Genomic DNA, 7,223 nt, shown 5'->3' on the forward strand with positions numbered 1-7,223 from the left:
CCCCACCCGCGACCCGGGTGGGGGCCGTCGGCGTCCAGGGGGCTCCGCCGCTGCCGACGACCCCGGCCGGCGACGCGAAGGGCACCGGTGGTGGCTACGCTCGCCGGGTGACCGATCCGGCCCTGCCCACCCCTCCCGCCCTCGACTCGGCCCCCGTGCTCGCGCACTACGTGCGGGGCGGCTTCGTCGAGTCCGCCCACCGCGCGTCCGTCGTCGCCACGGCGGCCGACGGCAGCCACCTGCTGGCCCTCGGGGCGGTGGACGACCCCGTGTTCCCGCGCTCGTCGAACAAGCCGCTGCAGACCCTCGCCATGGTGCGCGCCGGCCTGCGGCTCGCACCCCAGCACCTGGCCCTGGCCTCGGCCAGCCACTCCGGCGAGGACTTCCACCTCGAGGGCGTCCGCGAGGTCCTGGCCTCGGTGAGCCTCACCGAGGGCGCGCTGCAGAACACGCCGGACTACCCGCTGGACGAGGCCGCCCGCAACGCCGTCATCCGCAACGGTGGGGGCAAGCTGCCGATCACCCAGAACTGCTCGGGCAAGCACGCGGCGATGCTGGCCACCTGCGTCGTCAACGGCTGGGACACCGCGACCTACCGCGACCCGGGCCACCCCCTCCAGCAGGCGATCGCCGAGACCCTGGCCGAGCTGACCGGTGACGAGATCACCGCCACGGCCGTGGACGGCTGCGGCGCCCCCGTCATGGCAGTCACCCTCGCCGGCCTGGCCCGCGCGTTCGGGCGCCTGGCGTCGGCGGAGCCCGGCACCCCCGAGGCCATGGTCGCCGACGGCATCCGGGCTTTCCCGGCATATCTCGGCGGCACCGGTCGCGACGTCACGGCCCTCGTCGAGGGCACCCCGGGGCTCATCGCCAAGGACGGCGCCGAGGCGGTGTACGCCGTCGGGCTCGCGGACGGGCGCGGCATCGCGCTCAAGGTCGCCGACGGCGGCAGTCGCGCCAAGCCCGTCATCCTCGCCGCGGTCATGCGCCGGCTCGGGATCGAGTCCGCCGCGCTCGCCCAGCTCGAGGACGCCCCCGTCCTCGGTCACGGCGAGCCCGTCGGGGCAGTCGTCGCGGTCGGCATCTGACCCGTGCGTGCCGTGCTGCAGCGCGCGACCCGGGCGCGGGTGGTCGTCGGCGACGAGGTCGTCGGCGAGATCACCCGACCCGGTCTGGTGGCGCTCGTCGGCGTCACGCACGACGACGGTCCGGACCAGGTGTCGACGCTGGCGCGCAAGATCAGCGAGCTGCGCATCCTGCGCGACGAGCGTTCCGTCCTCGACGCGGGTGCGCCCGTGCTCGTGGTCAGCCAGTTCACGCTGTATGCCGACACGCGCAAGGGGCGCCGCCCGTCCTGGGGTGCGGCGGCGCCCGGCCCGGTGGCCGAGCCGCTGGTCGACGCGCTCGTGGCCGCGCTGCTGGAGCGCGGGGTGGAGGTCGCGACGGGACGGTTCGGCGCGATGATGCAGGTCGAGCTGGTGAATGACGGACCTGTCACTCTCGTGGTGGACGTCTGAGCTCCGACGCCCCGTTACTCTTGCCGCATGTTCTCCGCACTGGGCTCGGCCCAGAACCTCGTCGTCTGGCTGCTGAGCCTCGCGGCCTTCGCGGCCGAGGTCTTCGCACTGGTGGACTGCGTGCGGCACCGCCCGGACGCGTTCGTCGCGGCCGGGAAGCGCACCAAGAAGTTCTGGACCATCGTGACGGCCGTCGCCGCCCTGTTCGGGTTCATCTCGATCGGGTCGGGGCTGCTGTTCTCGATCGGCCTCATCGGCTTCGTCGGCGCGGCCATCTACCTGGCCGACGTCCGGCCGGCTCTGCGCCAGGTCAGCGGCGGGCGCGGCGGCAACCAGCACATGGGCCCCTACGGCCCGTGGTGACAGGGGGATCCATGACTGACAGGACTACCGACGTGCAGGCAACGACCGAGGCGCTGCCCGACCCGCGTGAGGCCATCTTCACCGTCGACCGGCCGTGGGGGAACTTCCAGCAGTTCGTCTCCAACGAGCGGGTCACGGTCAAGATCATCACCGTCGAGCCCGGCCACCGGCTGTCGCTGCAGACCCACTCCCACCGGGGTGAGTTCTGGCAGGTGCTCGACGTGCCGATCGAGGTGACCGTGGACGAGCGGACCTGGAGCGCGGCTCCCGGCGAGGCGGTGTGGGTGCCTGTGGGCTCGCTGCACCGCATGGCCAACAAGGGCGACCGCTCGGGCCGTCTGCTCGAGATCGCGTACGGCGACTTCGACGAGGCCGACATCGTCCGGCTCGAGGACGACTACGCCCGCTGACGTCCGCCGCGAGGACGTCTACGCCGGCTGACCCTCCGCGGGCCGGACGGCGTCCCACGCCACCGTCACCTCCCCGAGCCGCCAGCGGGCCGGCGCGTCGAGCAGCGGCCAGCCCTCGTCGCGCAGCGCCGTGACGGTCGCCAGGAACCGCTGCCGCACGCCGTAGCTGCCGTGGTGCGCCGCGTGCGCCCACGCCCGGTCCAGCGCCCCCAGCCACGCGTGGACGCGTTCGCCCGGCAGGTTGCGGTGGATCAGCACCTTGGGCAGCCGCTCGGCGATCTCCGACGGCGCCTGCATCCCGCGCAGCCGCCACGACAGCGTCAGCGAGCTCGGGCCGTCGCGGTCCACGGCCACCCAGGTGCTGCGGCGACCCAGCTCGTCGCAGGTGCCGTCGACGAGCAGGCCGTCGTCCGTGAGCCTGTCCTGCACGGTGCGCCAGGCGTCCGCCACCTCGGCCTCGTCGTACTGCCGCAGCACGTTGAACGCGCGCACCACCGTGGCGCGGGCGTCCCCCGGCAGCGGCACCTCGAACCCGCCCCGCCGGAACGACAACCCGTCGCGGGCGAGCGCCTGGCCGGCCTCGACCCGTGCCTGGTCGATCTCCACGCCGACCACCTGGACGTCCGGGCGCACGCGGCGCAGCCGGTCGTGCAGCTCGACCGCGGTGACAGGTGACGCGCCGTAGCCCAGGTCGACGACCACCGGCGGCTGCACGGGCGCCCGCAGCCGCCACGCCTGCGGACCGGCCAGCCACCGGTCGACCCGGCGCAGGCGGTTGGGGTTGGTGGTCCCGCGCGTCACGGTGCCGATCGGGCGCTGCGCAACCACGCCCCGCAGCATACGGAAGCACCGGGACGCACACCGCGCCCGTCCGGGGGGAGACGCGTGCCGGCGCGCGCGGACCCTGCGGGCGCGCGCGGACCCTGCGGGCGCGCGCGGACCCTGCGGGCGAATGCCGGGCGGGACGTGTCCGGTGGAAGCGTGCGGAACGGGCCCCTGCACGCCTCTACGCTGACGGGGTGCGTTGGCGCGAGCAGGACATCAGCCGCAGCATGGTCGCGCTGGTGGCCTCGCTGGCTGCGCTGGCGCTGCTCGGGCTCGTGACGCGCGTCCCCAAGTGGCTCGGTGACGACCACGGGTTCCAGTCGGTGACACCCGGGCTGCTCACGGTGCGGCCCGACGCCAAGGGCGTCGCCACGCTCGGCGGCGGGGTCACCGTGAGCATGTATGCCGACGGCATGCGGGTCCTGCGCGGCGACAGCCTGCTGTTCCAGTCGGTCATCGGCGGGTCCGTGCTGTCCGCGGTCGAGGGCCACACCACGGGGACGGGTGCGAGCACGCACGAAAACATCGAACGCCGGCTCGACAACATGCGGGTCGACGGGCTCGTCTTCCTGCCCGGCCGCGCGACCTACGTCGGCGAGCTGTTCGACAGCCACGGCTCGGTGCCGTTCACGCTGCGCATCGAGCTCGCCGGCGGCGTGGTCAAGATCGGCGTCGACGTCAACGGTGCCGACGGGGTCGTCTGGCACCTGGACCACCGGCCGCTCACGGAAGGCCTGCCGCCGGGCCTGCCACACGTCAACCTGCGCGGCTCGGCGCGGTGGCTGCGGCCCACCACGCTGGAGGGCCAGGCGGCGTTCTCCTCGAGCCTCGGCACCGACATCGGGGTCGGCCCGCAACGGGTGGCCCGCGGAGTCGACGTGCGGGAGACGGGACGCACCGACGTGCACATCTGGTCCGACGCCAGCTTCCTCAGCGTCACGTCCCAGTCGCGCAGGGTGTCCACGCCGACAGGCACGGGGGGCGTCGGCTGAGTCGGTGCGGTCCCTCGGGCGGGGCAGCCGGGCGTGGGGGCAGGTGGCAGACTCGGCACCATGGCACCGGACCGCATCAACCGCGTGGCGATGCTCAGCGTCCACACCTCGCCCCTGGAGCAGCCGGGCACCGGCGACGCCGGGGGGATGAACGTCTACGTCGTCGAGGTCGCGCGCCAGCTCGCGCGCCGGAACGTCGAGGTGGAGATCTTCACCCGCGCCACCTCCGTGGACCAGCCGGCGGTGCACGAGCTCGAGCCGGGTGTGCTGGTGCGGCACGTGACGGCCGGCCCGTTCGAGGGCCTGCGCAAGGACGACCTGCCGGGCCAGCTCTGCGCCTTCGCCGCGGGTGTCATGCGCGTGGGCGCCTTCGCGCCCGAGGGCCACTACGACCTCGTCCACTCCCACTACTGGCTCTCCGGCCAGGTGGGCTGGCTGGCGGCCGACCGCTGGCAGGTGCCGCTCGTGCACACCATGCACACGATGGCCCGCGTCAAGAACCTGCACCTGGCGAGCGAGGACTCCCCGGAGCCCGCCGGGCGCGAGATCGGCGAGGTCCAGGTCGTCGAGGCGGCGGACCGCCTCATCGCGAACACCCTCGGCGAGCGCCGCGAGCTCATCGAGCTGTATGCCGCGGAGCCCGACAAGGTCGTCGTGGTCCCGCCGGGGGTCGACCTCGAGCTGTTCTCGCCGGGCGACCGGGCGGCCGCCCGCGCTGCGGTCGGCCTTCCGCAGGACGCGAAGGTGCTCCTGTTCGTCGGGCGGATCCAGCCGCTCAAGGCACCTGAGGTGCTCGTCGAGGCGGCGGCGGAGCTGCTCGCCCGCCACCCCTCGTGGGCCGGTGAGCTGGTGGTGGCGATCCTCGGTGGTCCGAGCGGGTCCGGGCTCGAGCACCCCGAGTCCCTGCAGCAGCTCGCCCAGCGGCTGGGGGTCACCCCGCAGGTCCGCTTCGTCAAGCCGGTGCCGCGGCGCGAGCTGGCACAGTGGTACCGGGCCGCCGACCTCGTCGCGGTGCCCTCGTACTCGGAGTCGTTCGGCCTGGTGGCGGTCGAGGCCCAGGCCTGCGGCACGCCCGTGGTCGCCGCCGACGTCGGCGGCCTGCCGACCGCCGTCGGTGAGGCGGGGGTGCTCGTCGACGGGCACGCCGTCCCCAAGTGGGCCGACGCCCTCGAGTCGCTGTTGCTCGACCCCGACCGCCGCAGCTCGCTGTCCCGCAAGGCCGTCGAGCACGCCGCACTGTTCGGCTGGGACCGCACGACCGAGCGTCTCTACGAGGTCTACGTCGAGGCGAGCCGGGCCCGGCGCGCCGGCCTGACCGGTCAGCAGCAGGGCGGCGCCACGTCCGGGTCGCCCTCCGGGCTCGAGCCGCCGAGCGACCAGCCCCTCGACGGGATGGCGTCGGCGGTGTTCCCGTGAACCCCGTACGGACCTCGGCCGTGGACGCCATCGAGGAGTTCCTGGCGGATGCCGAGCTGCAGTGGGAGGAGGGGGCCCGCACGGGCGAGTACGTCGTCACCCTGCCCGGCGAGAAGAAGCTGAAGACCGTTCTGTCGCTGATCGTCCGCGAGGACTCGCTGTCGGTCTCGGCGTTCGTCATCCGCAACCCCGACGAGAACCACCAGGAGTTCTACCGGTACCTGCTGCGGCACAACCTGCGCCTGCCCGGCCTCGCGTACGCCATCGACCGCGCGGGCGACGTGTACGTCACCGGGCGCGTCCCGCTCGAGGGCGTCGACACGGCATACCTCGACCGACTCCTCGGCGCCGTCCTCGAGGCGGCGGACTCGCACTTCAACGAGCTGCTCGCGATGGGGTTCCTCACCTCGATGCGCAAGGAGTGGGACTGGCGGGTCTCCCGCGGGGAGTCGCTGCGCAACCTCGAGGCGTTCCGGTCGATCCTGCAGCGCGAGGGCGACCCCGGGCCGGACGGCGACGGTACCCAGGCGGGTCCCGACGGGACCAGGGCCCGTCGCGACGGGACCCAGGCAGGTCGCGACGGGACCTAGGCCCCTCGCGCGGGAGCCGGCGCCCGGTCATGGTGGTGCCGTGACCAGCGCCCGTCGCCGTCCCGTCGCCCAGTGCCCGCTGCGCCCCGGCGACCCCTGCTCACTGTGCTTCCCCGGCGCGACGGGTCCGCAGGACTGCGGGCTGGTCTACCTCGCGATGGACGACCCCGAGCTGCGCGCGGCCCTGGCCGAGCAGCGGGCAGCAGCCCGGGCGGCGCGAGCCGAGCACTAGGCTGCCCCCATGGCCCACACCCTGATCCTGCTGCGTCACGGCGAGTCCGAGTGGAACTCGAAGAACCTCTTCACCGGCTGGGTCGACGTCGACCTCAACGACAAGGGTCGCGCCGAGGCGGTCAACGGCGGGAAGCTGTTGAAGGACAACGGGATCCTGCCCACGGTGGTGCACACCTCGGTGCTGCGCCGGGCGATCAACACCGCCAACACGGCGCTCGACACCGCCGACCGGCACTGGATCCCGGTCCGGCGCAGCTGGCGGCTCAACGAGCGCCACTACGGGGCGCTGCAGGGGCTGGACAAGGCCGCGACGCGGGAGAAGTACGGCGACGAGCAGTTCATGCTGTGGCGCCGCTCGTTCGACGTGCCGCCGCCCCCGATCGAGGTCGGCTCCGAGTTCGACCAGAGCTCCGACCCGCGCTACTCCGGCGTGGAGGTGCCCCGCACCGAGTGCCTCAAGGACGTCATCGCACGGATGATGCCCTACTGGGAGGGCGCCATCCGCGACGACCTGGCCGCCGGTGAGACGGTGCTCGTCACCGCCCACGGCAACTCGCTGCGCGCACTGGTCAAGCACCTCGACGGCATCAGCGACGAGGACATCGCCGGGCTGAACATCCCCACCGGCCAGCCGCTGGTCTACACGCTGGGCGACGACTTCATGCCGTCGGAGCCGGCGCGGTACCTCGACCCCGAGGCGGCCGCCGAGGCTGCCGCCGCGGTCGCCAACCAGGGCCGCTAGGACCTCTGGGGGTCGACCCCGTCGCGCGAGTCGGCGGACGGCATGGTGGCCGTCCCCGGCCGTCCCCGGCCGTCCCCGGCCGTCCCCGGCCATCCCTGGCTGTCCGGTCCGCAGGCAGCGCGAAGGGCCCGGAC

General features: G+C 73.8%; 10 protein-coding genes. 9 read left to right on the plus strand and 1 reads right to left on the minus strand.

From position 1 onward, the window contains the following. Positions 1 to 170: 170 nt before the first annotated feature. The 4 genes from ACFUC1_RS19705 to ACFUC1_RS19720 are packed head-to-tail and all read left to right on the plus strand — an operon-like array spanning position 171 to position 2,290. Entirely contained in the window at positions 171 to 1,088 is a 918-nt protein-coding gene (locus tag ACFUC1_RS19705) for an asparaginase (protein WP_379122876.1), read from the plus strand. 3 nt (positions 1,089 to 1,091) lie between these two features. After that, positions 1,092 to 1,517: a D-aminoacyl-tRNA deacylase gene (dtd, locus tag ACFUC1_RS19710; protein WP_379122860.1), complete on the plus strand. Its 426-nt coding sequence runs from the start codon at positions 1,092 to 1,094 to the stop codon at positions 1,515 to 1,517. A gap of 27 nt (positions 1,518 to 1,544) precedes the next feature. Further along, the gene (locus ACFUC1_RS19715; protein WP_310151134.1) at positions 1,545 to 1,880 is read left to right on the plus strand and encodes a DUF2516 family protein; all 336 of its coding nucleotides are present in this window, start codon (positions 1,545 to 1,547) and stop codon (positions 1,878 to 1,880) included. A gap of 11 nt (positions 1,881 to 1,891) precedes the next feature. After that, on the plus strand, positions 1,892 to 2,290 hold the full coding sequence (locus ACFUC1_RS19720) for a phosphomannose isomerase type II C-terminal cupin domain (protein ID WP_379122862.1): 399 nt from the start codon (positions 1,892 to 1,894) through the stop codon (positions 2,288 to 2,290). An 18-nt stretch (positions 2,291 to 2,308) separates the two neighbouring features. Here ACFUC1_RS19720 and ACFUC1_RS19725 read toward each other — a convergent pair whose 3' ends face one another. Beyond that, positions 2,309 to 3,118 carry a class I SAM-dependent methyltransferase gene (locus ACFUC1_RS19725; RefSeq protein WP_379122864.1) on the minus strand — a complete coding sequence of 270 codons (810 nt, stop codon included), beginning with the start codon at positions 3,116 to 3,118 and terminating at the stop codon, positions 2,309 to 2,311. A 191-nt stretch (positions 3,119 to 3,309) separates the two neighbouring features. Between ACFUC1_RS19725 and ACFUC1_RS19730 the strand changes: the two genes are divergently transcribed. Genes ACFUC1_RS19730 through ACFUC1_RS19750 form a run of 5 tightly spaced genes read left to right on the plus strand, consistent with a single transcriptional unit; the run spans position 3,310 to position 7,089 of the window. Continuing rightward, positions 3,310 to 4,107 carry a hypothetical protein gene (locus ACFUC1_RS19730; RefSeq protein WP_379122866.1) on the plus strand — a complete coding sequence of 266 codons (798 nt, stop codon included), beginning with the start codon at positions 3,310 to 3,312 and terminating at the stop codon, positions 4,105 to 4,107. A gap of 60 nt (positions 4,108 to 4,167) precedes the next feature. After that, positions 4,168 to 5,523 carry a D-inositol-3-phosphate glycosyltransferase gene (gene mshA / locus ACFUC1_RS19735; RefSeq protein ID WP_379122868.1) on the plus strand — a complete coding sequence of 452 codons (1,356 nt, stop codon included), beginning with the start codon at positions 4,168 to 4,170 and terminating at the stop codon, positions 5,521 to 5,523. Beyond that, on the plus strand, positions 5,520 to 6,113 hold the full coding sequence (locus ACFUC1_RS19740; protein ID WP_379122870.1) for a YbjN domain-containing protein: 594 nt from the start codon (positions 5,520 to 5,522) through the stop codon (positions 6,111 to 6,113). The genes mshA and ACFUC1_RS19740 overlap by 4 nt, the downstream gene beginning before the upstream one ends. Before the next feature lie 40 nt (positions 6,114 to 6,153). Further along, the gene (locus tag ACFUC1_RS19745; protein WP_379122872.1) at positions 6,154 to 6,345 is read left to right on the plus strand and encodes a DUF6767 domain-containing protein; all 192 of its coding nucleotides are present in this window, start codon (positions 6,154 to 6,156) and stop codon (positions 6,343 to 6,345) included. 9 nt (positions 6,346 to 6,354) lie between these two features. Then, complete coding sequence (locus ACFUC1_RS19750) at positions 6,355 to 7,089, plus strand: phosphoglyceromutase (RefSeq protein WP_379122874.1); 735 nt, start codon at positions 6,355 to 6,357, stop codon at positions 7,087 to 7,089. The last annotated feature ends 134 nt before the right edge of the window (positions 7,090 to 7,223 follow it).

It is taken from the genome of Pedococcus sp. NPDC057267 (assembly GCF_042668795.1).
Taxonomy (GTDB): Bacteria; Actinomycetota; Actinomycetes; order Actinomycetales; family Dermatophilaceae; genus Pedococcus.

Coding starts and splice junctions, on each gene's coding strand:
- ACFUC1_RS19715 (WP_310151134.1), top strand. CDS start 1,545: ATGTTCTCCGCACTGGGCTCGGCCCAGAACCTCGTCGTCTGGCTGCTG.
- mshA (WP_379122868.1), top strand. CDS start 4,168: ATGGCACCGGACCGCATCAACCGCGTGGCGATGCTCAGCGTCCACACC.
- ACFUC1_RS19750 (WP_379122874.1), top strand. CDS start 6,355: ATGGCCCACACCCTGATCCTGCTGCGTCACGGCGAGTCCGAGTGGAAC.
- ACFUC1_RS19720 (WP_379122862.1), top strand. CDS start 1,892: ATGACTGACAGGACTACCGACGTGCAGGCAACGACCGAGGCGCTGCCC.